We start from the raw sequence: 400 nt of genomic DNA, 5'->3' as shown, positions 1-400 counted from the left end.
GGTACAGTCGAGTCGTCACTTACATAAGCTAACTAATCAGGCGTTCGTGGCCGAGAGGAGATTGGCGTGGCCCGCACCGAGAACGACACGTGGGATCTGGCGTCCAGCGTCGGAGCCACCGCGACAGCGGTCGCCGCACAGCGCGCGATCGCCTCCCAAGGCCCGGACGCCCTGCTGAACGACCCCTGGGCCGACCCGCTCGTGCGCGCCGTCGGCACCGAGGCCTTCATCAAGCTCCTCGACAGCCCGCTCGACCGCAGCGACGATCCGCTGCTGAACCGCCAGGCCGTCAAGGAACAGATCACGGTGCGCACCCGGTTTTTCGACGACTTCTTCCTGCAGGCGACGGGCTCGGGCATCCGGCAGGCCGTCATCCTGGCGTCCGGACTGGACACCAGGG

Annotated in this window: 1 protein-coding gene; it reads left to right on the top strand. The window is 67.2% G+C overall.

Features of this window, described 5'->3' with window-relative positions:
- Window positions 1–66: 66 nt before the first annotated feature.
- On the top strand, window positions 67–400 hold a 334-nt coding region (locus tag KHA85_RS17130), incomplete at its 3' end, for a class I SAM-dependent methyltransferase (RefSeq protein WP_213186709.1).

Origin of the sequence: Dietzia massiliensis (genome assembly GCF_018390595.1) — a bacterium.
Taxonomy (GTDB): Bacteria; Actinomycetota; Actinomycetes; order Mycobacteriales; family Mycobacteriaceae; genus Dietzia; species Dietzia massiliensis.
The sequence above is the reverse complement of the archived record's forward strand: the minus strand, read 5'-3'. Positions and strand labels throughout refer to the sequence as shown.